The organism is uncultured Roseovarius sp., assembly GCF_913054395.1.
Taxonomy (GTDB): Bacteria; Pseudomonadota; Alphaproteobacteria; order Rhodobacterales; family Rhodobacteraceae; genus Roseovarius.
The window spans coordinates 35644-59024 of the sequence record NZ_CAJXIP010000003.1; the positions used below are offsets into that span (position 1 = coordinate 35644).

Annotated in this window: 21 protein-coding genes and 2 pseudogenes; 8 read left to right on the forward strand and 15 right to left on the reverse strand. The window is 60.5% G+C overall.

The annotated features are described in order from the left end of the window. Positions 1–58: 58 nt before the first annotated feature. Both QZ522_RS00880 and QZ522_RS00885 read right to left on the reverse strand, forming a co-directional pair. Complete coding sequence (locus QZ522_RS00880) at positions 59–607, reverse strand: VPLPA-CTERM sorting domain-containing protein (RefSeq protein WP_294606510.1); 549 nt, start codon at positions 605–607, stop codon at positions 59–61. Positions 608–1099: 492 nt separating this feature from the next. Next, positions 1100–2677 carry a hypothetical protein gene (locus QZ522_RS00885; protein ID WP_294606512.1) on the reverse strand — a complete coding sequence of 526 codons (1578 nt, stop codon included), beginning with the start codon at positions 2675–2677 and terminating at the stop codon, positions 1100–1102. Between the two features lie 342 nt (positions 2678–3019). On the opposite strand from QZ522_RS00885, the gene QZ522_RS00890 reads away from it, so the two are divergent. Beyond that, on the forward strand, positions 3020–3616 hold the full coding sequence (locus tag QZ522_RS00890) for a VPLPA-CTERM sorting domain-containing protein (RefSeq protein WP_294606513.1): 597 nt from the start codon (positions 3020–3022) through the stop codon (positions 3614–3616). Between the two features lie 163 nt (positions 3617–3779). On the opposite strand, the gene QZ522_RS00895 is transcribed toward QZ522_RS00890, so the two are convergent. Further along, positions 3780–4781, reverse strand: coding sequence for an NAD-dependent epimerase/dehydratase family protein (locus QZ522_RS00895; protein ID WP_294606516.1), 1002 nt, complete (start codon positions 4779–4781; stop codon positions 3780–3782). Between the two features lie 221 nt (positions 4782–5002). Between QZ522_RS00895 and QZ522_RS00900 the strand changes: the two are divergent. Further along, positions 5003–5182 (forward strand): annotated as a pseudogene (locus QZ522_RS00900) (N-acetylneuraminate synthase family protein); the annotation flags it as partial. A 259-nt stretch (positions 5183–5441) separates the two neighbouring features. After that, positions 5442–5585, forward strand: coding sequence for a hypothetical protein (locus QZ522_RS00905; RefSeq protein WP_294606518.1), 144 nt, complete (start codon positions 5442–5444; stop codon positions 5583–5585). Between the two features lie 213 nt (positions 5586–5798). Here QZ522_RS00905 and QZ522_RS00910 read toward each other — a convergent pair whose 3' ends face one another. The 10 genes from QZ522_RS00910 to rfbC all read right to left on the reverse strand — a co-directional run bounded on the left by QZ522_RS00910 (position 5799) and on the right by rfbC (position 14025). After that, entirely contained in the window at positions 5799–6077 is a 279-nt protein-coding gene (locus tag QZ522_RS00910; protein ID WP_294606520.1) for a tautomerase family protein, read from the reverse strand. After that, positions 6074–6826, reverse strand: a complete 753-nt coding sequence (locus QZ522_RS00915) for an aldolase/citrate lyase family protein (protein WP_294606522.1) — start codon at positions 6824–6826, stop codon at positions 6074–6076. The genes QZ522_RS00910 and QZ522_RS00915 overlap by 4 nt, the downstream gene beginning before the upstream one ends. Positions 6827–6854: 28 nt before the next feature. Next, on the reverse strand, positions 6855–7637 hold the full coding sequence (locus QZ522_RS00920; RefSeq protein WP_294606524.1) for a fumarylacetoacetate hydrolase family protein: 783 nt from the start codon (positions 7635–7637) through the stop codon (positions 6855–6857). Between the two features lie 18 nt (positions 7638–7655). Then, the gene (locus QZ522_RS00925; protein WP_294606526.1) at positions 7656–8396 is read right to left on the reverse strand and encodes an IclR family transcriptional regulator; all 741 of its coding nucleotides are present in this window, start codon (positions 8394–8396) and stop codon (positions 7656–7658) included. Positions 8397–8460: 64 nt separating this feature from the next. Then, entirely contained in the window at positions 8461–9744 is a 1284-nt protein-coding gene (locus QZ522_RS00930; protein ID WP_294606528.1) for a TRAP transporter large permease, read from the reverse strand. After that, complete coding sequence (locus QZ522_RS00935) at positions 9741–10247, reverse strand: TRAP transporter small permease (RefSeq protein ID WP_294606531.1); 507 nt, start codon at positions 10245–10247, stop codon at positions 9741–9743. The genes QZ522_RS00930 and QZ522_RS00935 overlap by 4 nt, the downstream gene beginning before the upstream one ends. 7 nt (positions 10248–10254) lie before the next feature. Further along, the gene (locus QZ522_RS00940) at positions 10255–10935 is read right to left on the reverse strand and encodes a hypothetical protein (RefSeq protein WP_294606533.1); all 681 of its coding nucleotides are present in this window, start codon (positions 10933–10935) and stop codon (positions 10255–10257) included. Between the two features lie 58 nt (positions 10936–10993). Next, the gene (locus QZ522_RS00945) at positions 10994–11965 is read right to left on the reverse strand and encodes a TRAP transporter substrate-binding protein (protein WP_294606534.1); all 972 of its coding nucleotides are present in this window, start codon (positions 11963–11965) and stop codon (positions 10994–10996) included. Positions 11966–12445: 480 nt separating this feature from the next. Further along, on the reverse strand, positions 12446–13462 hold the full coding sequence (rfbB, locus tag QZ522_RS00950) for a dTDP-glucose 4,6-dehydratase (protein WP_294606535.1): 1017 nt from the start codon (positions 13460–13462) through the stop codon (positions 12446–12448). Then, complete coding sequence (rfbC, locus tag QZ522_RS00955; RefSeq protein ID WP_294606541.1) at positions 13459–14025, reverse strand: dTDP-4-dehydrorhamnose 3,5-epimerase; 567 nt, start codon at positions 14023–14025, stop codon at positions 13459–13461. The genes rfbB and rfbC overlap by 4 nt, the downstream gene beginning before the upstream one ends. A gap of 581 nt (positions 14026–14606) precedes the next feature. Here rfbC and rfbD point away from each other — a divergent pair. The 3 genes and pseudogenes from rfbD (at position 14607) to QZ522_RS00970 (ending at position 18214) form a co-directional block, all read left to right on the forward strand. After that, positions 14607–15470 carry a dTDP-4-dehydrorhamnose reductase gene (gene rfbD, locus QZ522_RS00960; protein WP_294606536.1) on the forward strand — a complete coding sequence of 288 codons (864 nt, stop codon included), beginning with the start codon at positions 14607–14609 and terminating at the stop codon, positions 15468–15470. After that, on the forward strand, positions 15467–16333 hold the full coding sequence (locus QZ522_RS00965) for an NAD-dependent epimerase/dehydratase family protein (RefSeq protein WP_294606537.1): 867 nt from the start codon (positions 15467–15469) through the stop codon (positions 16331–16333). The genes rfbD and QZ522_RS00965 overlap by 4 nt, the downstream gene beginning before the upstream one ends. Before the next feature lie 1490 nt (positions 16334–17823). Beyond that, positions 17824–18214, forward strand: a pseudogene (locus tag QZ522_RS00970) (hypothetical protein). A gap of 282 nt (positions 18215–18496) precedes the next feature. Here the strand turns inward: QZ522_RS00970 and QZ522_RS00975 are convergent. Then, on the reverse strand, positions 18497–19507 hold the full coding sequence (locus QZ522_RS00975; RefSeq protein ID WP_294606542.1) for a replication initiator protein A: 1011 nt from the start codon (positions 19505–19507) through the stop codon (positions 18497–18499). Positions 19508–19970: 463 nt separating this feature from the next. Between QZ522_RS00975 and QZ522_RS00980 the strand changes: the two genes are divergently transcribed. Beyond that, the gene (locus tag QZ522_RS00980; RefSeq protein ID WP_294606538.1) at positions 19971–21329 is read left to right on the forward strand and encodes an AAA family ATPase; all 1359 of its coding nucleotides are present in this window, start codon (positions 19971–19973) and stop codon (positions 21327–21329) included. A gap of 100 nt (positions 21330–21429) precedes the next feature. Further along, positions 21430–22437 carry a ParB N-terminal domain-containing protein gene (locus QZ522_RS00985; RefSeq protein ID WP_294606539.1) on the forward strand — a complete coding sequence of 336 codons (1008 nt, stop codon included), beginning with the start codon at positions 21430–21432 and terminating at the stop codon, positions 22435–22437. Here QZ522_RS00985 and rfbA read toward each other — a convergent pair. Beyond that, positions 22434–23312, reverse strand: a complete 879-nt coding sequence (gene rfbA / locus QZ522_RS00990; RefSeq protein WP_294606540.1) for a glucose-1-phosphate thymidylyltransferase RfbA — start codon at positions 23310–23312, stop codon at positions 22434–22436. The genes QZ522_RS00985 and rfbA overlap by 4 nt on opposite strands. Positions 23313–23381 lie beyond the last annotated feature (69 nt).

Consider the following 23381-nt stretch of genomic DNA (forward strand, 5'->3'; position numbering starts at 1 on the left):
ACAAAAAGAAAAGGGCCGCATGACGCGGCCCTTTGCAAAACATGATACGCAATTTGCGTTACGCGGCCTTGCGACGACGACGCACTGCAGCCATACCACCAAGCGCGGTCAGCAGCAGAAGCCCACCGGCAGGCAGCGGGACGGCAGAAACTTCTACGTCAAAGCTTGCACCCGCCAAAGAGTCGGACCACGAAATCAGAAGATACTGTGGGTTGTCATCCCCACCGAACACGCCATTTTCTGTGAAGTTCGTGCTGATGCTGGGGTTAAGGTTGTTCTCGTCAATAATTGCCGTGGCCAGAACAAAGTCATCCGAAGACGCGATCCATTGCATCATCAGATCGCTGAACGTACCTGCGACAAGATTCGTAAGGGACGCGGTTGCGGTCGCAAGGAGAGGGTCTGTAAGAGCGGTAAATGTCACCGTCCACGAACCAGCCCCACCGGTAGCATCAACATCACCAATAAACTCTGAATTGGAATTGATGATCACGTTGTCACCGTCATCGATTACAGTAACGGCTCCCGCATCGGTTGCCCCGACCATAAGGCCAACGGCGGCTACTGCGCCTACAAGCCATTCTTTTGCATTGCGAAATTGAATCATTCTTAATTTCCCTTTTCTACTTTTCCGAGACCCATAGAAAATGTCGGGCATCGACCTAGTTCGAAACTACCTAAAATGAGGGGTGCTGCATACGAAAAACTTCCAAATGTGACCATATTTTTGCCTTATTTGAGGGGCTTCCGTCATCAACGCACAACCTTAAGGAGAAGTTTGCAGGCTATATTTCATATCATGGATCAAATCCGCAAGTTTGGCTTTATTGTCGCCTGAATGGAAACTGTTGGCGGGGTTGCACGGATCACCGACATTCCACTTGAACGAATCATCGTTACCCAGCCACAGACCAAAACGACCGCCTGAAGTGATCGATCCTGATAACCTCTGCGTCCCTCAGGCAAGATGGGTGTACTCGTTTAACGAATGTCACGATGCCGCTTTTCCGGGTGTATTCAAAAGAGCGGAACGGGCTGCCGGGGTTCGTGCCATGACGGCTCGGTGTCCGGGAAAATTTACGGCAAACAGGCCTGCATTCTATTTCGCTTCTGCGACGGAGGGGTCGTGCAAGACGATCCGGTGGGGCGCGTCCGCCGGGCGCTCGATCATATGGCGGACCGGCACCGGGCCGGTCGCGGTGATCCTTCGGCCGGTTGCATCAAACCGCATGTCCCCCTCCGGTCCCTGGCGCATCCAGCCCTGCAACGCGCCTGCTGAATCATAGTGATAGAGATCGCGCCAATCGCCCTGCGGAAAGAGAACCGGATCAGCATAACCGCCTTGTGGCGGCCGCAGATCGCGGCTTTCAATGCGCAGCGCGCCATCGGGGCCGGGGCCATATCGGCGCGTCTCGTGCCGGGGCAGCAGGATTGAGATCAGGGCAGGGGCGCTGTCCTGCGCACCGCTTTGGGCAAAGACGCCGATATCCACCCGGTTCGAGCGGATATCGGGATGACCCGGCACCGGGCGTGGCAATTGCCAGTCCAGTGTGATCCGGGCATGCAGGCCCCGGTTGTCCAGCGGTTCGATCCGGGTGCGCGCCGGATCACCCCGCAGGACACGCCAGATGAATGTCGGCGCATGACCGTTCGGATCGCGTGTGGCCTCGGCCGAAACGATCATGCTGCGGCGATAGGCATGGCTGCGCCAGATCCGGGCGATGGCGGCGGGCGTATCAAAAAGCCGCTCGCTCAGCCCCTCGCCAAAATAGTCGATGCCCTCGGTGGCGTCCTCTTCGGACAGCACCGCCAGCCGCACCATCGGCGGCACCGTCGCGGGCGTCAGTGCATTGGCCAGCTGCACCATGCGCATCAGGTTGATCTGATCTCGGGGAATCACCGACGGGTGCGCCAGTCCCGACAGGTAAGCGGCGCGGCTGCGCACCGCCGCGAGACTGCGGCGCAGGACCATCTGCACCGTCGGGGCCAAAAGCTGGTTTTGGTGCAGGAAGGCCTTGGTCTCGGGGCGGAACGCCGCGAGGATCATGGCAAGCGCTTCCAGATGGGGCTGATCCGAGCCTGACGAGCCCTGCGAAATCACGAAATAAGGCGTATTGGCCGGGATCAGGTCACCATGTTCCGGGTCATGGTCGCGGTGCTCGGGATAGACGTGAATCTGCCCGGCCAGATAGTTCTGATAGAGATGCTGGGCGCCACCGGGCTGGCCGAGGGCCAGGCGCGGCAAAGAGCGCCAGAGCGCCCCGTACTTGACCGCGGTAGAGGAGTTGCCGATAAGCGGCGCCTCAAAAAGGACCGGCCCGGCCAAGCCGTAATCAATCCCGGCTTTGCGCGCCTCTGCGTCATAGGCCACATGGGTAAGTTGCGGATGCGCCTCGGGCGGCAAAAGCGAATGACCGCGATCGCGGTTTTCATAAAGATCGCCGTGATTGCCCGCTGCCCGCCCTTCAAAGGCCAGCTTCCAGAGCAGGCGATGCCCCGCCTCACGCGCCTTGGGGCCCAGCACCGGCGCGCTGCTTTCCGGGAATGCAATCCGCGCCGAGAGCCGCCCGCCCGACCTGCCGCGCACCAGCGCCGACAGCCGCACAAGGACCGTGCCAGCCTGCGCCAGCATCTGATCCGCCCCACCTTTGACCTGAGACAAGGCGGCGCCGGGCACGAGCCCCAGCCCGGCCAGGCACCGGAGCAGCTTGCGTCGAGAAAAGCCAGGGACCATCAGCCAGATCAAACCCCGAAAACCAGGAGCACCGCTTGCGGTGGCGCATATTACATCCTGACGGAAAAGCATCTTTAGATGCAAGTTCAGAGATCACATCACAGCAGACCGGTCCACGCCACGGGCCTGTGCCATCCGGCACCGCCCGGCAGACGCCCCGTTTGAATTGTGGCAAAATTATGGAACGAAAATTTGACTCAGGGGGGAGCGATCCCGTAAAGGTTTAATGACCGCAATAAATTTTCGGATAAGGCCCGCTTGCGGTTTTTGGTTTTGGAGCACGTCATGTTTAAGAAAATGATAACACTCTCCGCTTTTGTCGCCCTCTTTGCCGGGGCCTCGAATGCGGCTGTGGTTTTCGAAGACGATTTTTCAAGTTACGGCGCCACCACGGAACTGAATGCAGACAGCGCGTTCTTCGGGGGGAATTGGGCCGTCAGCGGCGGAACGGTCGACTATCTTGTCGAGGGAAGTGATTTCGGAAATCTGTGTGTCGGGGGCGGCAGCTGCATCGACTTGGATGGCTCAACCAATGACGCCGGGCTGTTTTCCAGCATCTCATTTGCCGCAGGCAGCTATGTCCTTGACCTGAGCCTTTTCGGCAGCGGTCGCGGCTCGACCGAATCCGTGACGATTTCGCTTGGCAACTGGAGCACAACCATCGGTTCGATCGGTTCGACGGATGACGCGTCCGGCTCCTGGGCCTTCTCTACGGATGGCGGGGCCCTGACGTTCCAGAACGCGGGCGGCGACAATATTGGCGCGATCCTTTCGGACGTGACACTTTCGGCGGTGCCCCTGCCTGCAGGTTTGCCGCTTCTTGCAACGGGCCTCGGCCTGATCGGCCTGATTGGCCGCCGACGCAAGGCAACTAAAGCCTGAGCTGAAATTCAGAACTGATCAGGTCGTTCGATCGTCGCGCGGGCGCAGGGCCCGCTTGTCACAAGAGCGCCTTTTGCAGGCCCGCCGGAACGGGCCTGCGCTGACCTTGCGGAAAATCTGACGGTTCGAGCGGACGCGGGTCGGCCCCGTGCCCGGACAGGCCTCAAAGGTCATAATACCCGCGATACCATTCCACGAAGCGCTTTACGCCGGTCTCGACATCCGTGGTCATCTCAACCCCGGTGAGGTCGCGCAAAAGCCGGGTTTCGGCCCAGGTGGCGGGCACATCGCCGGGCTGCATGCCCATCATGTTTTTCCGGGCCTCGCGTCCGATCGCCTTTTCGATGGCTTGGATGAAATCCATCAGGGCCACCGGCTGGCTGGCGCCGATATTGACGCTGCGGAATGGCGCCACCGGGCTCAGGCTGTCGTGATCCCCGACGGGAACGTGCCCGGGGGGGCACTCGGCCAATCCGAGGATCGCAGTGACGAGATCGTCGATATAGGTAAAGTCGCGCCGCATCTCGCCGTTGTTATAGACGTCGATGGGGTCGTCCTTCAAAATCGCGCGGGTAAATTTGAAATAGGCCATATCCGGGCGGCCCCAAGGGCCATAGACGGTAAAGAACCGGAACATGGTGATCGGCAACCCGTAGAGATGCGCATAGGAATGCGCCATCGCCTCATTGGCCTTTTTGGTGGCCGCATAAAACGACATCTGGGTGTCGACCTTATCCGTTTCGCGATAGGGCATTTGCGGGTTCGCGCCATAAACCGAGCTTGTCGAGGCCATCAGCATATGCGCCGGCGGACAGGCGCGGGCGGCTTCAATCAGCTCGTAGGTGCCGATCAGGTTGGCCTCAAGGTAATCGCGCGGGGCCTCGATCGAATGGCGCACACCGGCCTGGGCGGCAAGATGGATCACCCGGTCGGGGCGGTGTTCCCCAAAGACCTCCATCAAAAGGCCGGGCTGTTCCAGCTTGCCACGCACCGGCACAAAGGCCGCATGCGCCAGCAATTGATCAAGCCGGTGCTGTTTCAGCACCGGATCGTAATAGGCGTTGAGGGAATCAAGGCCAACCACCTGCCATCCCGCGTCCAGCAGGCGCAGGCTCAGGTGATATCCGATAAAGCCGGCCGCGCCGGTAACAAGAGCAGTTTTCATAGGTACGCTGGTAGTCATCACATGCCGCCGGTGTCAAACGCTTCCCCGCCCCGGCAGGGTGCTTCGCTGTTTTCCAAGGTGCATATCTGTGCGAGCATTACGCAGGCGAAATCCATGTCTCGACCGGGATGTCCACCGGTGGCGATATAGTAGAACTGGTCAGGTTCTACGCCGAGCGCGGTCGCGCGAAGGATCTGGTGGTCTAGGGCTGTACCTCCGGCTATCCGGTGGCTTTCGAGGATGTCTGCCTGTTTGAAATCCGCAACCCGATGGAAAAGTTCGGCGCCACCGTCAAAGGCATCTGGTTCTCCGGTCACCATCTGGGCATTGCCGCAGATGTGGCGGCCCTAGCCGTGGAACAGGTGCGGCGCGACAAGCGGAAATGGGTCAGGCAAGCCTGAGGACAGGCTGCTGAGCGGCGTGTTAGACAAGCTGTACCAGAGGCTGATGCGGTATGACCCGCTGCGGCGCGCGCAGTGGTTCTATAAATCCGAGCCCACCGGGTTTGCGCCCCTCACAGGAGAGACGCAAACCTGTCCGGCGTGAGCCGCTCTTTGCGCAGGCGCCCGTGCTCTATTGCAGCACGTGCGGCCTGGGCTTTGTGCCCCGGATGGGCAGGGCTCTGTCCGGGATCGCTCGCAGCGCCGCGAGGCGCGGGCGATGAGCGTGATGGCGATGGAGGCCGGGCGCGTGCAGCCCGAGCCGGAGATGCTCGAGCGGGAAGCGGCTGTGCCGAAAGAATGGGAGGAGGCGCTCGATCGGCAGGAGGATTTTATCGAGGAGTTGTTAGGACCATTGGCATGACATAACCGCGCATACTCTTTTCTAAAGCGGTGGGTATCACAATGAACCTCAAGCAAACCGAGCCGGCGCCGCAATATGTTGCCCATTCCGGCCCAAGGAAAAGTTAAAGTTCAGCTGTCAGGAACTGTGCACGACCCATGCCAAAGGACCAGTCACTCTCCGAGACCGTTATTATGTTAACCACCAGGTCCTGGGGGGCGATGCTACAGTTAGCTACAGACGCTCGGCAGCCAAGGCGTAGAATTTCTTGCGCGCGGCCAGCGATCGGGGTGTTGAGGTTATTTGGACGACGACATCGTTGCTGCGGTCGAAACCCAAGCCGACGTCCTGAATTATCATCAAGTGCGGCTCGTGCTCGGTGATGATCTGAAATCGATCGCGCACCGATAGGGAAAAGGCTTCTACCGCGCAATTGTGTAAGACGTCGGCAATCAAACGCAGCTCCTTACGACCACGCCCTTTGATCACGTCGATTCTAACCAGGGGCCTCAAACGCGATCCTTCAGCCCGCGCTTGAGTGCCGCCATGTCTACATCCCGCGCAATGAAGGTCGCGCCGGCCTTCGCCACAGCGTCGCAGAAGCTGAGGTCGAGCGAGAGAAACCCGGCCGGTTTGCCAGCCTTCACGATCCGCGCCACGGCTTCGAGCGTGGCGGATATAACCTCTGGATGTGAGGCCTCTCCCGGATGGCCGAGGGCGGCGGCGAGGTCGGCAGGGCCGACAAAGACCGCATCCACACCCGGAACGGCACAAATTTCTTCGATGTTGTCCAGAGCCTGAAGGGTCTCGACCTGAACGATCAGCGCGATTTCTCTCCGAGCGGCCTTGTGATAGCCGGGGATGGAGGCGAAGCGTGTGGCTCGCGTCAGGCCTGATACACCCCGGATGCCTTCGGGAGGGTAAGTCACGGCGGATACAGCCGCCCGTGCCTCTTCCGCAGTGTTGACCATCGGGATCAGGACCGACTGGGCGCCGAGGTCGAGTAGCTTTTTGATCTCGGCCGGGTTGTTCGACCCGGGGCGCACGACCGGCGAGACGGGGTAGGGCGCCACGGCCTGAAGCAGTGGCAGGACCGTCAGCGGATCAAGCGCCGAATGTTCCGTGTCGAAGAGCATCCAGTCGAATCCCTGCGCGGCGCAAAGCTCGGCCACCAACGTGTCGTTGACCGTGGCCCATAGCCCATGCTGAAGCCGCTTTTCTGCCAGACCCGCCTTGAAGGCGTTGCGTGTCAGATCCGTCATATTCGTGCCCTTCCTGCGCCGTGCGTGCCTATTCGAAGCTCACCCCAATGGACCCGAGCGAACCGTAATCGGCGAAGACCACGTCGCCCGACGCTATATCGATCGGCCGAGTGAAGGACCCGCCCAGGACGATGTCGCCCTTCTTCAGTCCGTCGCCCTGATCGGCGAGCTTGTTGACCAGCCAGGCGACGCCTGCCGCCGGGTGGCCCATGATAGCGGCAGAGACGCCGCTTTCCTCGATCACGCCGTTCTTCGACAGTGTGGCGGCCTGCCAGCGCAGGTCGATATCGAGGGGGCGCACGATCCGCCCGCCCAGGACAATCGCCCCATAGGCGGCATTGTCGGAAATGGTGTCGACGATAGCGCGGGGTACTTCGGTGCGATAGTCGATGATCTCGAGTGCCGGGCTGACATAGTCGGTGGCGGCCAGAATGTCATGCATCTGGCAGCCGCAGCCTGCGAGATCCCGCCCCATCACGAAGGCCAGTTCCGTTTCCAGCCTGGGCTTGATGAAGGTACCCGCAGCGATGCGAGCACCGTCGTGATACAGGCTGTCGTCGAGTATGACGCCGTAGTCCGGTTCGGTCATATTCGAGGCCATTTGCATCGCACGAGAGGTCAAGCCGATCTTGCGGCCGATCACCCTAGCCCCCCGCTCGGAGCGGCCCCTGGTCCAGCGGCGCTGCACATCATAGGCGTCCTCGAGCGTCATGTCTGGCCATTGCTTCGACAGCTGAACGCAGGGCACGCGGGTTCTTTCGGCGTCGAGGATCGCGTCGGCTGCGGCCTGTCTTTGTTCGTCGCTGAGCATGTGGGGTCCTCTCTGATGTCAGGTTCTTTTGGGCAGTGTCAGGCCGAAGCCGAGACTGCGTGACAATTCGTTGGCCGCACCTTTGAGTGCGCTAACGAGTTTCTCGCCGGGCTTGGACGGCAGGGCGGAGTTCAGCCCAACGACGGCAAGCGCGCCTGCCAGCATCTCGTCATGGCCGAAGACCGGGACGGCGACGGCGTTGATGCCGACGAACAGCTGACTGGGGGCGGCGGCCCAGCCCTGCGTACGGACGTCGTCAAGTTCGGCCGAAAGCGTGGCAGGATCAGTGATCGTCGCCTTGGTCACTGCGGGCAGGTCGCGGTCGAGAAAACCCTTGCGCCATTCCGCCGGACCGAACGCGAGCCCGACTTTACCCTGTGCGCCGGAGTTGAGCGGAAAGCGCGATCCCGCGCGCAGGCCCATTTCGAGCGGCGCGGGGGGAACTACGAAGTCCAGCACGACAAAATCTTCTGACGTGAAGGTCGACAGCACGACGGTCAGCTGCACCGCTTCGCTGAGCCGGGTCATGATCGGCCGAGCGCGCCGCGTGAGACTAAAATGTGCCTGCGTGTCATGGGCCAGAAGATACAGCCCCCAGCCCGCACGATAGCTATCGTTGGCGGGATCCTGTTCGAGGTAGCCTAGGTCGCGCAGGGTGGTGAGATAGCGATGAACCTTGGCCTTGGGCATCCCGATCTCCCGCGCCAACTGGCTAACCCCGATGCCCTCGTCGCGCCGCGACAGCGTTTCCAGGATCATGATACCCGTGGCGAGTGTCTGAAGTCCGTTCTGGGGCGGGTTCCGGCCGTCTTCTGTCAATAAACTATCCTCCGTAGCCTGCCAGTCTAGGCAGGAAGGTCACAAGATCCGGCACGAAGGTTATCAGAAGCAGGACCAGAATACAGACGGCAAGTTGCGGGAGCGCGGCGGCACTGACCCGGCCGAGCGGCTCTTTTGAGATGGCGCAGACGATGAAGAGACACAGGCCCACCGGCGGTGTCGACAGGCCGATGACAAGGTTGAGCACGATGACCACACCGAAGTGGATCGGGTCCAATCCCAGTTCCGCGCCAAGTGGCATGAGGATCGGCACCGTTAGGATCAGCGCTCCGATTGGTTCGAGAAAGGCGCCGAGAACAAGTAGCGCCATAGTGACGGCGAGCAGGATCAAAGTCGGGTTGTCGGTGATCGACAGAATCCATCCCAGCACCTGGTCGGGAATGCGACCGATGGAGAAGACGAAGGACACGATGGAAGCCATGGCCACCACCAGCAGCACAGCCGAGGTGGTCAGCGCTGAATCGTACATCGCCCGCGTGAAGTTCTGCCAGGTCAGCGTTCGGTAGACGAAGGCCGCAATCACCAGCGCATAGGCGGAGGCGACGGCCGCGGCTTCGGTTGGCGTGAAGACACCGCCGAGGATACCGCCGAGGATGATAAGCGGCAGCATCAGGACGGGCAGCGCGCCACCGGTCGCCCGGACCCCTTCACGAAGGGTCACGGGGTCGGCGCGCGGATATCCCCGGCGGTGCGCGATCACCAGCGCATAGGCCATCAGGCCGAGCGCCATCAGGATGCCGGGCACGATTGATGCGAGGAACAGCGCGGCGACGGAATTGCCCGACAGGACTGCGTAGACGATCATGGCAATTGAGGGCGGGATGATCGGGCCGATGACGGAACTGACGGCGGTGATTGCGGCCGAGAAGGTGAGTGAATACCCCGCCCTGTGCATGCCAGGTATCAGCACGGTGCCCAGGGCGGCGCTGTCGGCGGCGGCCGAACCTGACACCCCAGCGAAGAGCGTCGAAGCCAGCACGTTCACCAGCGCCAATCCGCCGCGCAGGCGTCCGACGATGATCTCGCAGAAGCTGATGATGCGGTCTGTGATAGCCCCTGCATTCATCAAGTTGCCCGCAAGGATGAAGAGGGGCACGGTCAGCAGAACGAACTGGTCGACGCCGGCGATGATCCGTTGCGGGAAGGCCACCAGCAAATGCATTTGTCCAGTCACCAGGATGTATCCAAGCGAAGCCAACGCCAGCACCATTGTGATCGGCACGCCTATCACTAGGAATACAAGGAAAGACAAGCTGAATACGTTCATGTCGTCACATTCCCGGAGCGGGTTGGGCACACCAGCTGCATCAGCGTATCGATGCTGCGCAGCGCGAAATGGGCCAGAAAGACCCCCAACCCGACGGGCAAAGAGACGTAGACCCAGAATTGCTGCACCTGGAGCGCGGGCATTATCTGACGCCCGCCGATCTTGGCATAGGTCCATCCAGCCTTGATCAGCAGCACCAGCAGGACGATCACCGCGATATTGCCAAGGAGGAGGAGGCCAAGCGCCAGTTTCCGCGGAATGATCTCGCGCAGCACCTCAAGAGCGATGATTTCGCCCTTGTCGTATGCGAGACCGGCAAAGAGGAAGGTTATCCAGAGCATGATCCCGCGGCTCAGTTCCTCGGACCAGATCAGTGAGAAACCCAGAACGTAGCGACAGAAGACCTGTGCAACCGAGATCGCCATGAGCGCAGCCATCGCAAAAATGGCCGCCGACCACATGACCTTTATGTAGGCCTGCCTGATTTGTCTGAGGACGGTCATGCTGTCTTCAGTCCTGACTGAGAGGGCCAGGGAGTTCGACGACCGCATCGCAGAACCGGTAGTACTTCTGCAACTTCGGCTTTTCGTTGTCGGCGGGGTCGATGTAGCGGATCGTATTTCGGCCGCGCCATTCCATCGGCAACACGAGGCAGCGGATGAAAGCAGTCGGTTCTGTTTCGGTTGTCGGGGCAAAGACGGGTTTCGGGCCGAGTTCGAACCACGGTTCGCCTGGTTCCATCCAGATGATGTCGGCCTCGCCCTGCTGAATGCCGATCTTGCCGTTTAAAACGACCCTCAGACCGGGTCCGGGATGGACGTGGGTATGCGCCGCCGCCCCTGGAGGGAAGTCGACGCGGTCGAGTCGCATGACGACCTGACCGCCATCGAAACCTTCGATCAGGGGCAGGGGGCGGGACATGAGCTCGCGGCCACCTTCGATGGCCGGAGCCTCGCCCGCGCTGATCGTCCAGATCCAGAGCCGCGTGCCCTCGGCCTCGGCCGTCAGGACGGATCCGCCGATGGCATGAATCCCGGTGTGACGTTCGTTGCGGCGGATGTGCGTGTCGTCGGTCGTGGTGAGGCTGCCTTCGGCCACGAAGACCATCCGGTCTTCGGCACCGTCGAGGGTGAGCGGCGCGTTGGGTTCGATCCCGACTTCGACAAGGGATAGGGTGCTGGTGTCAGACATTTTCGGAACTCCGGAGTGGTCGGTGCCGCATGCCGGTGTACGACGCGCGGCGGGCGTGTCAGCGCTGAGCGTCGGCGAAGGCCTTGATCCGCGGGTCGAGTGCTTCATAGCTGGCCGAGACGTCCTTTACCTTAGCGCGCATCGTGTCGAGCTCTGCAAAGTCCGCGATTTCGACGCCTTGTTCTTTGAGGATTGTGAGTGCGGCCTCGTCCTGCTCCGAGGCGGCTTGGACCTGGGGAGCAATCGTCTCTTCGGCAGCCTTGATCAGGATGTAGCGCTGCCCTTCTGTGATCCGGTCGAGGAAACCGGGGTTTGCCGCCAACACACCGGGCCAGAAATAATGTCCGGTCAGGGTGAGCTTGTCGGCGACCTCATAGAGCTTCTCGCCCTCGACGGAAGTAATGTTGATTTCGGTCGCGTCCAAGACGCCGGTCTGGAGCGAGGAATAGATTTCTCCGTAGGCGACTGGGGTTGGTGAGACGCCGATAGCCTGCCAGATGTCGAGGTGCAATTTTGCAGGAACGACGCGAGTTTTGAGACCGCTGAAATCGTCAATCATTGTCACAGTGTCGGCCTTGGACAGGAAGTGGCGTTGTCCGCCCTCGTAGTAGCCCAGCCCCGCGACACCGATATCGGACAGCCCGTCTAGCAGCGCCTTGCCCTCGTCAGAGGTGAAGGCCTCGGCCAGCTGCGCGTAGTCCGTGATCAGGAACGGCAGTTGGAGCGAGTCCATCAGTGGGGTCGCGCCACCGAAGATGGCCGAAGAGATCACCGCCATGTCGACGGTGCCGAGCTGAATTCCTTCCAGCAACTGACGGTCATCGCCCAGCTGGCGGGCGGGATAGAGCTCGATTTTGATCGATCCTTGCGAGAGCTCCGAGACCTTATCCGCATACATCTGGGCGCCGATGTGGAACGGATGGCTTGTCTGTGTGACGTGGCCTAGGCGGACGGTCAGATCTTGTGCGGACAGGCTAGATGCCACGAGCGAAGCGCCCACGACGAAAGTAGCTTTGGCAAAAAAGGACATAAACACCTCCTCTTGTCATGTCGCGAGTAGGAATACGGGGTAGCAGCGCTGCGTCAACTAAAAAAATACATGTGTATCGCTATCCGAGACATTGTGATCCGAATGTTGGTACAAAAAAGTAACTTTGCATCAACAAGTGCGAGTTTGCTCTGTGTTAGGAGAATTCCGTTGAATGGCTCTCGCAATGAAAGGACAGGCTTTAGAAAAGCAAAGATGTTTCGCAGGTTCGATTGGTGCCGCAGAGCTCTTATTGAGGTTCTTCGACCTAAAGGGCCTGTTCTGCTTTTGCCTTGAAAGCTCGTAGAAAGCTTTCCTACTCTAAAGGGAGATAAACGGATCCCATGGCACAATCTCCTCATTAGATAACTCATTGTTTTCTAATAGGAGTATCACTTGAAGGTAGCGCGCACCCAGCTACAGCCATCTGGCGTGTAATGGTTATTATGTTAATGAATGGCTGATTTTTCGCCCCAGGCGCGCCTATCCCTTGCCCAGCCGGACGCCGACGCCGGCGCGGTTTTGTAGCGCCTGCCACCAGTCGGCATTGTTCAGATACCACTCCACGGTCTTTTCAAGCCCTTCTTCGATGGTCACCGAAGGTCGCCAGCCCAGCTCATCGCGCATGCGGGTCGGGTCGATCGCATAGCGTGCATCATGGCCGGGCCGGTCGGTCACGAAGGTGATCTTGTCGGCATAGGCCGTATCCCTGGGGCGCTTGGCATCCAGCAGCGCGCAGATGTGGCGCACCAGTGCGATGTTGGTGCGCTCGTTCTCGCCGCCGATGTTATAGCTGCGCCCGGTCTTCCCCGCCTCCAGCACGCGCAACAGCGCATCGGCGTGATCTTCGACATACAGCCAGTCGCGCACGTTGAACCCGTCGCCGTAGACCGGGATCGGCTTGCCCGCCAATGCGTTCAGGATCACCACGGGAATCAGCTTTTCGGGGAAATGGTAGGGGCCGTAATTGTTCGAGCAGTTGCTCAGCACCACAGGCAAGCCGTAGGTCTCGCCCCAGGCGCGCACCAGATGATCGGAGGCCGCCTTGGACGCCGCATAGGGCGAGCGGGGATCATAGGGGGTGGTTTCGGTGAACTGCCCTGTCGCCCCCAGCGTGCCGAACACCTCGTCGGTCGAAACATGGTGAAAGCGCTCAACGCCTGCGGCGCGGGCGGCCTGCAACAGATGAAAGGTGCCGATGATATTGGTCTGCATGAAGGCATCCGGCCCGTCGATGGAGCGGTCGACATGGCTCTCGGCGGCAAGGTGCATCACATGGCTCGGCGCGTGGCGGGCAAATATCGCGGCCAGGGCCTCGGGGTCGCAGATATCGGCATGCTCGAAGTGATAAAGCGGGCTGTCGGCTACCGGCGCCAGATTGTCCAGACAGGCTGCATAGGTGAGTTTATCGAGGTTGATCACCTCGATCCCGCGCGTCACGGCGGTGCGCACCACGGCGGAACCGATGAAACCGGCGCCGCCGGTGACCAGGAGTTTCATGGGCGGGCCTCATAGGTAAAGGGGCTGTCAAGCGCCGAGAGCGGCGCGGCGGCACGGTCCTTGTCCGACAGGATTGCGGCATCGGCCTGCGGCCAGATGATGCCGATGTCGGGGTCATCCCAGGCCACGGCGCCTTCGGTCTGTGGCGCGTAGATGTCAGTGCACTTGTAGATGATCTCGCAATCAGGTGTCAGCGTCATGAAGCCGTGGGCAAAACCGGCCGGCACCAACAGTTGCAGCCCGTTCTCAAAGCTCAGCTCGACACCCGTCCATTGCCCGTAGGTGGCAGATCCGCGACGGATATCCACCGCCACATCGTAAAGCGCGCCGCGTCCGCAGCGCACCAGCTTGTCCTGTGCACGGGGCGGGGCCTGGAAATGCAATCCGCGCACGGTGCCTTTCCGGGTCGAGAACGAGTGGTTGTCCTGTACAAAGTCGAAATGCAGCCCGGCGGCGGCCATATGCGCAGCACTCCAGCTTTCCGAGAAAAAGCCGCGGGCATCGCCATGGCGGGCGGGTGCAAGGATGACCACATCGGGCAGGTTGGTGGGGGTTACTGTCAGCAAGTGAAAGCCTTTTGGTAGGGTGCGTGGCAGGGGTTTTACGTAAAACCTTGTTAATTTGAGGGCCCTCTCATGGCACGTCGCATGCGGCGCAATACCTTGAGAGCCGCAATCGGGTAAAGCCCCGCGCGCGGCGACCAGTCGACGGGCGGATTGGTCGGCGTGATATCAGGGCCGGGCCGGTTCTCCGCCATATCCATATTCGTGTCCAGTTTCTATCCGCTGGCCGTACGCCCTGCCCCGCACCTTTCTATCTACGGCCAGCGCAGCGGCTGAAACAAGGCGTCAAAGCGCCACCAACCGGCACGGATCACAACAGGATTTGGCTCGGCCACGCGCCCAGATCATAGATGTCGAGGCAGAAAAACCTGTCACTCACTCGACAGCGCAGGCAATGACCTTCTGCTCGGCGGAGCCCTAGGCGACATGTTCATTTTCGAGGTTGGCTATGACAGTGACACGATCTCGGGTCTGGACTGGCCAGCCGAGCTGATCGCTGCGATCTATACTTTCTGACTGTCCTTGCGGGACGCGCACAGGCATAGTCTGGCCTGTCAGCATCCAGATATACGCGGGGCTTCATGATTTTGGTTTTTGGAAAATCCGGACAGGTGGCAACAGAGCTTGCCTTGCAAGGGGCCGGGCTATGCCTGTCCCGCGCAGAGGCGGATTTTGAACGGCCCGGCGCGCTTGCGGCGGTCCTGGCCGCACGGCGACCCGATGCGGTGATCAACGCGGTCGCCTATACCGCCGTGGACCGCGCCGAAGAAGACCCCGAGCGCGCCTTCCGGATCAATGCCCATGCGGTGGACGAGCTGGCACAGGCCTGTGCGACGGGCGGTATACCGCTGGTGCATCTGTCCACCGATTATGTTTTCGACGGATCGGGGGATGCGCCGTGGCAGACCACCGACCCCACTGCCCCGCTCAATGTCTATGGCCGGTCCAAGCTGGCAGGCGAAGAGGCGGTGCGGGCGGCAGGCGGAACACATGTCATCTTGCGCACCTCATGGGTGGTCTCGGCCCATGGCGTGAACTTTGTCAAAACCATGTGCAGGCTGGGCACCGAACGCGATACGCTAAGCGTGGTGGCCGATCAGATCGGGGCACCCACCGCCGCGCATGACATCGCCGTCGCCTGCCTGTCGATTGCGCGGCAACTGCGCGCCGATCCCTCGAAAACGGGAACCTACCATTATCAGGCTCAACCCTTTTGCGCATGGGCGGATGTGGCGCGTGCCGTGTTTCGCCACGCAGGGCTGACGTGCCGCGTGACCGGCATCCCCTCCGCTGACTATCCCACACCGGCGCGCCGACCGCTCAATTCCCGGCTGGATTGCGGAACGACCCAGCACGTCTTCCGGCTGGAGAGGCCGGATTGGGACACCGGCATACAGGCGATCCTCAAGCAGCTGGCACAGCCGGCACATCAGGGATCCGCATGACACAACCGATCATTCTGGGGGCGACAGGACAGGTGGGACAAGCGCTTGCCCGTGTCTGGCCCGCTGCGGCCCCCCGTGGCATCTGGCAATACCGCCCCGGCGCGGACAGACGCACGGTCGCAGGGTTTCCCGGCACGGCCTTCAGCTGGGACATATTGGCGGAGCCTGCCCCCGATCTGCCACCAGGGGCCTCGGGCATGATCGTGCTGGCCGGCGTGACGGGCCATGATGCGAAGGCCCTGGCGCGCAATACCGACATCGCAGTTGCGGCGGTCAGGGCCGCGCGCGCGGCGGGCATTTCGCGTGTGCTGGTCGCCTCGACGCAGGCGGTCTATGGCACCGGGGCGGCACGGGTCAGTGAGGCCGATCCCTGCGTTCCGACCGCGCCTTATGGCCGCGCCAAGCTTGAGATGGAGGTGGCACTGGCCGCCTGTCCCGAGGTGACCTGTCTGCGTCTGGGAAATGTCGCGGGCACGGATACACTGTTCCGGACCGCCGCGCGGCATCCCGTGACGCTGGACCGGTTTGCGGACGGCACCAGCCCGCGCCGCAGCTATATCGGGCCCGTGACGCTCGCGGATGTACTGCTGGGGCTGCTTGATCCGGGGCTGGGCTTGCCGCGCGTGCTCAATGTGGCAAACCCCGGCGTCCTCGCGATGGATGACGTGCTGAAGGCGGCCAGCCTGGAGTTCACCTATCGCGCCGCCCCTCCCGATGCGCTGGCGCTTCTGGAACTGGACGTCACGCGGCTGAGCGGGCTTGTCGCCCTGCCAAGCGCGGATCCGGATCGTCTGATTGCTGAGGCCCGCAAGGGAGGCTGGCAACCCGGCGGTAAGCGAGAGCGAGGCATCACCCCATTTTGATTGAAGGTCCAATTGAACCATTGTCAATTTGGACGACTAGAAACCTCCGACTGAAACAAATATATCCGTTACATGAAGTATGAACGTCATACACAAGGACAATGGCCGCGCTAAATAATAACCAGTGGGCATAAGAAGTAGCTTATATTACGTCAAATCCTGTCTAGGAAATGGGAAGCCGCTCAATGCTTATGCTGACTTCAACCTACTGTAGTGCGAAGGCAATCTGAGCCTCGCAAACCCACTCTTCTTCATTGAATCATCTTTCTCCCGCTCGCGGGATCATAGTTGGAAAACGCCCGTTCGCGATAACCTGTTTTTCAGACAGAAGATCATGTTTTCGGGAGAAACAAAGCACGGCTAAGGGGCACATTCCGGGGAGCCGGAAATCGACGAAGACGATCTTTTGGGCTGACGAGTCGTGGTCTGCAAGTTTCAACATCGAAGTGAAACCCGTTCTTGCGGGAGCGGGTTTTTCACATCTAGGGGGAATAATCCCGTCCGCCGTGCGAACTCACCGGTTTTTTCGACCTGTTTTACCCTCCGGCTGGAACACCGGAACGGGTGGAACACCTAAAATCCTTATGACTCCCCGCGTGGGTGGGGTCGTGCGTTTTAATATCGTTTTTTATTCTGAATCTCATTTAGATAACTCTAAAGGGAAATACCTGTTCCAGTGTTCCAGTAAACCCGGAAAGCCCTTATTTTTATAACGGAAAGTGCTGGAACACACCCCCCGAAAGACGTGTTCCAGCCCGTTCCACCCGTTCCACCCCGGAAAACGGCGGTTTGACCTCGGATTCTGCCCGAAAAATTTTATGTCGGTTTCCCCCGTGAACCGGATGCCCGAAACCCGGCGGCTGGGCCGAGGCGGCCTGATACTCAACCCAGGGACCGGACACGGGTGACAGGAGGACCGGACACAGGTGGCCGGAGCTTCTCGTGTGCAAATACGCACGGATTTAGGGCGATATAGACCCACTAATGTTACTCAGATTCATGTTAAGCCCGTATTATATTAGAGTTATTCACAAAATGAACGGATGACCCATAGGTTCTGTGCAAAATTGTCGAATAACGCGCTCTGCGCTCCCCCCGTCAACCGTGATTCGCGGGCAAGGACCCAAAGCGGCCTCACGTCAACAGGGAAACATCACAGAAAGGGTGATTGATCGCATTAACTGTGTTTCACATCCGTTGACAGTGTCGCCGGGTATCGCGGCCCATTGGCGGCCCATTGCCCCCGTCAATCCGGCATTGAATCCACCCCGCGCGCGCCAGATCACCCGGCGGCCAGGTCAGACCGTCGCGGATTCGCATATGGGATTCAGGATATGGGCGCGGCCTCCATCAGATCGGCGGCGCGACCCAGGCTATAAGAAATCCAATGCGGTCTAGATATTCAATCGCCTCTTCGTCGTCTTCGCGTGGCTGCGAACACAGGGCATTGCCAACTTGTTTGCCCTCCGGCTTTCACATAGGCAGCGAGGATGAAGATACCTTGCACGATGCCTCACCTCAAAGGCTACCGTTTTCCCCGCGCGGTCATCGCCTATGCGGTCTGGGCGTATCATCGGTTTGCGCCCTGGCGGCGGATGTCGAGGATCTGCTTGCCGAACGTGGCGTTATGGTTAGCCGGGAGACCGTCGGGAACTGGGTGAACCGGTTTGACCGTCATTTCGCCGATTGTATCAAGCGCGACAGACTAGGCACCCGTGACAAATGGCACTTGGATGAAGTCGTAGTTCCAATCAATGGCGAGAAGTTCTGGCTCTGGCGGGCCCTCCCCGCAGCTATCGCCTCACCGCCAAATCCTATCGCCACGCCAGAGCTGACGCCTTCGATCTCTGGGGCGCCTATTCACTCGAGATGACCGCCTGACGGGTTTGGGTCAGGCCGAATTCGGCAGGGTGCAAATAACGTGGCAATGTCACCCCCGCCATTCGGCCAGGAACGCCATTTGTCACACCCACTGACTTACTCCACGCCGGTGTTTCCGAAACCGACCTCTGGTCGGGCTCAAAATAAGTCAGACCGGGTGCATACGCTGGCACTACTGCTTTGAGGATACGACAGGGGCGCTGACATCTGCCAATATGCCCGCCTCGACCTTCTATCACATTGATCTGGCGATCGACGCCTGCCCGACCAACCCTTGCCGGGTTAACCCTTGTCGCGGGAGACAAGGGTTTTTGCAAACCCCACAAAGGCCGCATCCGCCGCGCGCAACTGTGGCCGCCCCGAGCGGATCCAATAGGCCTGCCACTCCGCCACCACCGCATAAACGTCACAGCCCGGCCAGAGCGCACGCACGGCCTCGAGGGCGCGCGGTGATACCTGCGGCAGCGTCATCTCATCCACCACCACGGATCGGCGGCTAAAGCGAACCTTGTCGCCTTCTTCCTCGACCATCTCGTAATCAGGCAGATGGTCGGCGACGATCATATCCCGCAGCATCTTGCGAAATACCCTGCGCGGCGAATTGGAACCTGATTTTTTCAGCAGGGTATCCACCGACACAACCCAGCCCGGCTGTCGACCGCAATGCTTGCGCGCAATCTCGTAGATGCGTCGCTCCAGCGGTTTGCGCAGGCGGAAATAATCGCGCGACAGCGTCAGAACAGATTTGTTCATGACCGCGCGAAACAGCCATTCCGAAATCGTCACCGACACAGAGATCATCCGCCCGCCGCGCGCGCGCCGCACGATCTCCCAGCTCTCGATCAGGCCAAACCCGCGGGTTGTCTCGATCTCGCCAGTAGTGATGTTGGTGGTGATTCGCGTACCTGCCAGCCGCTCGAAGGCCTCACGCAGCCGCCGATAGGCATCGCCCGAAGTTTCGCGGTTGGTGGCAACCAAAAGATCATGCGCCCTTAGCGTAAGTGTCCGCGAAATCGTACCCCCCGCATTCAGCGCGGCCATCAACTGGCTGATGCAATAGATCAGGATGTCCTTGTCATGGATCGTGGCCAAACCGCGCACGGAGGGCGTTACCGTGATCTCGGTCCCCTTGTGCGCGTATTCCAGTATCCGCCTGTCAGGCCGTGTCGCCAGCGAGAACACCGGATGCTCCATCGTGGCCATGTCATCCTTGGGCACGGCATCGAATATATCGCAGACGAAAAAATCATCGGTCGGGTGGCGATCCGGCAAAAGCCCACCGGACGCTGTCATGCCGGTTCTGCTCACGGCGTATCCTCTGCTCACGGAGGTACTCACTGACGTGACACACCCCTTCCTCACGCCCTTTTGGCAGGGCTTTTAGAGTCTCTGAAACAACGTGGTTTCAGTCACACCACCCTAGAAGTTATCCACAACCCTGTCCAGCGCCCCAACGGGGGATCGGAATCGCTGCATCGGGGGATCAGAGTCACCTTATCGGGGTTTTAGAGTCATCTGGTCCCGTTGAAGATCAAAATTCAGCTTAGATTCAAAAGGTTTGCGAAAATTGCCCTGACACGTAACTATAAATATAACATATAAATAACTCGGATCATTTTGCTCTTTCCATTCAACAAGCCCCGAAAAAGCCGGAAATCGGGTTGAATTTGCTTAGAAAAGACAGGAAAATCATCTAAAAGCTTCCATGTGCCGCCTTTTGTGGTATTCAGGTGAAAACACAGCATATCGAGCTTTCATGACACGCCCTCCCTATTTCAACATCGCCCCCGATGCAGCCCTTGCAGAACTGGGACCGCCCACCCAGGCAGGCGACTTTCAGACCATCTCGCAGGCCTGCGCGCGGGGCATGGCCGATCTGTCCGCACGCGGGCTCAGCGAGGAGGGGCGCAAATCGCTCCGGCTGTTTTCCACGTGGGAAATCACCAAATACCTGATCCCCGTCGCCACCGCCCATTTCCGGCGCGTGCTCAAGGCCAATCCCGATCTGCCTCAGGGCCGCTCGGAAACCGAAGGCGGCGCCAAATGGTTTGCCCTCGACGAGGTCATGCGGCTGCGCGCGCATTTCGGGGCCGAGGGATCGAAGGCCAAGGAATACCTGCCCTTCCGTCCCGAAGGCCTGCCAGCGAAAATGGTTGCCGTGGCCAACTTCAAGGGCGGTGTGGGCAAGACCTCAACCGCGGCCCATCTGGCCATGTCGGCCGCTCTGGACGGCTACAAGGTGCTGGTGATCGACCTCGATTCCCAAGGCTCCATGACCTCGATCTTCGGCGGGAAGGTCAAGGATGAATGGTCCACCGTATTTCCGCTGCTTGCACGCCACTATGGCGAACACCTGCAATCCGAAAACCGCGCCCGTGTAGCACGCGGCGATGCCCCCCTGCCGCTTGACGAAACATTGGGCGAGGCCCGAAAAGTCACCGCACAGGACCTGATCCAGAAAACCCACTGGCCAAACATAGATATCATTGGCGCCCAGCTTGATCTGTACTGGGCCGAGTTTCAGATCCCGGTCTGGCGCATGTCCGCACGCGGCTGGCGGCTGTGGGATGCTCTGACCGACCGGCTTGAAGCGGACGGGGTGCTTGACGAGTACGACATCATCTTCTTCGATACGCCCCCTGCCCTAGGCTATCTCACGATCAACGGGCTTGCCGCCGCCGATATCCTGCTGGTGCCGCTTGGGGCGTCTTACCTCGAGTTCGATTCCACGGGTCGTTTCTTTGACATGCTGCACGCAACCTTCTCCAGCATCGAGGACAGCGAGAACATCGCCGCCCGCGCATTGGGACTGGATGAGCTGGCATTCGAATGGGATGCCGTGCGCGCCGTGGTCACACGGTTCGACAGCACCCAGCAGGCGGAAATGGCGGCGCTGATGCAGGCCTATCTGGGCACCACGCTTTCGCCGCACCGGCAGGATTTCACCGCGCTCATCGGGCAGGCCGGCGAAAGCGTCAACGGCATCTACGAGGCCGACTATCGCGATTTCAACCGTGAAACCTATGCCCGCGGGCGTGAGACATTTGATGCGACCTACGCAGCCTTCAAGAAGTTGCTGATCGGGGCATGGATGCGTCAGGCAAAAGGAGGCTGATCCCCTGCCCTGAGGTCCGCTGTGGCAGGCAAACTTTAACCGGCGTCTGCTCTGTTTCTGGATGATAGCGCCTTGATTAGACTTTAACAGGAGCTTTGCCATGGCCAAACGCAAACGCCTGATCGCCCCCGCACCGGGCACCGTCAGCCCCGCTGCGGATACACCCGCCACCCCGTCTCGTGATAGCGCCGCCGGTATCATGCCCGGCCGCCGCGCCCCGATTGCCGATGTGGCAGGCCAGGCCAGCGCCGTGGCCGCGCTGGAAAAAGTCGCCGCCGAGATGATGGCCGCGCGCGCCGAGGGGCGTATGGCGCAGAAAATCCCGCTTGATGCGGTGGCCTGTGACTATCTTTCCCGTGACCGCGTGGCACTTGATCCCAGTGAAATGGATACGCTCAAGTCCTCTCTGCGCACACGCGGCCAGCAAACCCCGATCGAGGTCGTGGAGATCGGATCCGGACGCTATGGGCTGATCTCGGGGTTTCGCCGCGTACAGGCCCTGCGCGACCTCGCCGAGACGACAGGGGCGGCGTCAGAGGTGCTTGCCTTTGTGCGCCAGCCCTCGGACGCCGCACAGGCCTATACCGCCATGGTCGAGGAAAACGAGATCCGTGTGGGGCTGTCTTATTTCGAGCGCGCCCATATCGTGCGCAGTGCGGTCGCGGCCGGTGTCTTTCCCTCTGAATCCGAGGCCCTCAAAGGGCTTTTTGCCTCGGCCAGCCGGGCCAAGCGTTCCAAGATCAAAAGCTTCCTGCCGGTGATTGAGCATCTGGGCACGGCCCTGAGCCATCCCAATGCCCTGACCGAGCGGGCGGGGCTGGCATTGGCCGCGCGGATCACGGCCGATCCACAGTTTGCCCCTCGCCTGCGTGACCGTTTGCGCAAGGCGCAGCCAGAGCTTGCCGAGGAAGAGACACAACTTCTGGCCAAAGCGCTGACGGACAAGCCATCCGCTGCCGCCCCGAAAGGCACAAAACCGGCCAGGCCGTCGCCTGCCCCTTCCAATGAGGTGTCCGTGACATTCAAACCCGGGGAAATGCGCCTGACCGGGGCAGGGGTCACACAGGCTCTGGCCGATAAGATTCACGCGCTTCTGGCACGGGATTAACCCTCTGCCAGAAGCCGCGCCAGATAGGTGCCATAGCCGCTTTTGCCTAGGAGTGCGGCCTGTGCCTGCAAGGCCGCATCATCAATCCAGCCCTTGCGCCACGAGATTTCCTCCGGGCAGCCCACCTGCTGGCCCTGCCGCTCTGACAGGGTGCGCACGAAGTTGCCGGCATCCAGAAGGCTGCCGTGGGTGCCTGTGTCCAGCCAGGCATAGCCGCGCCCGATCAGTTCCACCTCCAGCGATCCGTCCTCGAGATAGGTTTGCAGCAGAGAGGTGATTTCCAATTCGCCCCGCGCCGAGGGGGTGATGGTCTGCGCGCGCTGCGGCGCGGAGCCATCGAGGAAATACAAACCCGTCACCGCATAGGGCGAGGGGGGCCTGGCGGGTTTTTCGATGATTTCGCGCACCTGGCCGTTGTCGTCAAAATCAACCACGCCATAACGCTCCGGATCCGTCACGCGGTAGCCAAAAACCGTGCCGCCGAGGGCCTTGTCCCCTGCCCGCGCCAACTTGTCCGGCAATCCATGGCCAAAGAAGATGTTATCGCCCAGCACCATCGTCGAGGGGGCGCCGTCCAGAAATGCCTCGCACAGGGTATAGGCCTGTGCCAGCCCGTCCGGGCTGGGCTGGGTGATATATTCGAGGTGCAGGCCCCATTGGCTGCCATCGCCCAGCATGCGTTTGAACTGTTCCTGATCCTGCGGCGTGGTGATGATGGCAATTTCGCGGATGTCCGACAGCATCAGCACCGACAGCGGGTAATAGATCATCGGCTTGTCGTAGATCGGCAGCAACTGTTTGGACACACCGTAGGTGATCGGGTGCAGGCGGCTGCCGGTGCCTCCGGCCAATAGAATACCTTTGCGTTTGCTCATGCGGGGCCTCTGTTCTGTTCTTTGATGCCTGTGCGGGCTAAATGGTTTGTTGTGGCGGAATATGGCGGG

Excerpts from the sequence above, each read along its gene's own strand:
- rfbD (WP_294606536.1), top strand. The coding sequence starts at position 14,607 with ATGATTTTGGTTTTTGGAAAATCCGGACAGGTGGCAACAGAGCTTGCC.
- QZ522_RS00940 (WP_294606533.1), bottom strand. The coding sequence starts at position 10,935 with ATGTCTGACACCAGCACCCTATCCCTTGTCGAAGTCGGGATCGAACCC.
- QZ522_RS00980 (WP_294606538.1), top strand. The coding sequence starts at position 19,971 with ATGACACGCCCTCCCTATTTCAACATCGCCCCCGATGCAGCCCTTGCA.
- QZ522_RS00915 (WP_294606522.1), bottom strand. The coding sequence starts at position 6,826 with ATGACGGATCTGACACGCAACGCCTTCAAGGCGGGTCTGGCAGAAAAG.
- QZ522_RS00930 (WP_294606528.1), bottom strand. The coding sequence starts at position 9,744 with ATGAACGTATTCAGCTTGTCTTTCCTTGTATTCCTAGTGATAGGCGTG.
- QZ522_RS00935 (WP_294606531.1), bottom strand. The coding sequence starts at position 10,247 with ATGACCGTCCTCAGACAAATCAGGCAGGCCTACATAAAGGTCATGTGG.
- QZ522_RS00920 (WP_294606524.1), bottom strand. The coding sequence starts at position 7,637 with ATGCTCAGCGACGAACAAAGACAGGCCGCAGCCGACGCGATCCTCGAC.
- QZ522_RS00895 (WP_294606516.1), bottom strand. The coding sequence starts at position 4,781 with ATGAAAACTGCTCTTGTTACCGGCGCGGCCGGCTTTATCGGATATCAC.
- QZ522_RS00890 (WP_294606513.1), top strand. The coding sequence starts at position 3,020 with ATGTTTAAGAAAATGATAACACTCTCCGCTTTTGTCGCCCTCTTTGCC.
- rfbA (WP_294606540.1), bottom strand. The coding sequence starts at position 23,312 with ATGAGCAAACGCAAAGGTATTCTATTGGCCGGAGGCACCGGCAGCCGC.
- QZ522_RS00945 (WP_294606534.1), bottom strand. The coding sequence starts at position 11,965 with ATGTCCTTTTTTGCCAAAGCTACTTTCGTCGTGGGCGCTTCGCTCGTG.
- QZ522_RS00985 (WP_294606539.1), top strand. The coding sequence starts at position 21,430 with ATGGCCAAACGCAAACGCCTGATCGCCCCCGCACCGGGCACCGTCAGC.
- QZ522_RS00975 (WP_294606542.1), bottom strand. The coding sequence starts at position 19,507 with ATGACAGCGTCCGGTGGGCTTTTGCCGGATCGCCACCCGACCGATGAT.
- rfbB (WP_294606535.1), bottom strand. The coding sequence starts at position 13,462 with ATGAAACTCCTGGTCACCGGCGGCGCCGGTTTCATCGGTTCCGCCGTG.
- QZ522_RS00880 (WP_294606510.1), bottom strand. The coding sequence starts at position 607 with ATGATTCAATTTCGCAATGCAAAAGAATGGCTTGTAGGCGCAGTAGCC.
- QZ522_RS00965 (WP_294606537.1), top strand. The coding sequence starts at position 15,467 with ATGACACAACCGATCATTCTGGGGGCGACAGGACAGGTGGGACAAGCG.
- QZ522_RS00905 (WP_294606518.1), top strand. The coding sequence starts at position 5,442 with ATGAGCGTGATGGCGATGGAGGCCGGGCGCGTGCAGCCCGAGCCGGAG.
- QZ522_RS00925 (WP_294606526.1), bottom strand. The coding sequence starts at position 8,396 with ATGATCCTGGAAACGCTGTCGCGGCGCGACGAGGGCATCGGGGTTAGC.